The sequence below is a fragment of the Marisediminitalea lipolytica genome, from assembly GCF_001758465.1.
Taxonomy (GTDB): Bacteria; Pseudomonadota; Gammaproteobacteria; order Enterobacterales; family Alteromonadaceae; genus Alteromonas; species Alteromonas lipolytica.
The window spans coordinates 94,045-94,345 of sequence record NZ_MJIC01000013.1 but is presented as its reverse complement, the minus strand read 5'-3'; the positions used below and the strand labels follow the sequence as shown (position 1 = coordinate 94,345).

The following is a 301-nucleotide window of genomic DNA, read 5'->3' as shown; positions in this document are numbered from 1 at the left end:
GACACCGCCCTTTCACGGCGGTAACAGGGGTTCGAATCCCCTAGGGGACGCCATTTTAACGGTTCTCAGTCCGTAACTGGGAATAGGCCGAAGTAGCCTTGGATGTAATTTAGAAACACCTTATCAAGTTGTTCCGTGAGTTACACTCCAACTACTTCAGGACTCGAAAATCAGTAAGGCTAAGGTCGCTCATTTCGCAGAGCAAAATGAGCCTTACTGAAAATCTCGAAAGCGTAGCTTTCGAAAGAAGATTTTCAGTCCCCTTCGTCTAGAGGCCTAGGACACCGCCCTTTCACGGCGG

Annotated in this window: 2 tRNA genes (both running past the window's edge); both read left to right on the top strand. The window is 49.2% G+C overall.

Features of this window, described 5'->3' with window-relative positions:
- Nucleotides 1-53: transfer RNA gene (locus BFC17_RS22715), tRNA-OTHER, on the top strand; it begins 94 nt to the left of the window's first position.
- A 204-nt stretch (nt 54-257) separates the two neighbouring features.
- Nucleotides 258-301, top strand: a tRNA-OTHER gene (locus tag BFC17_RS22710) (it continues 103 nt past the right edge of the window).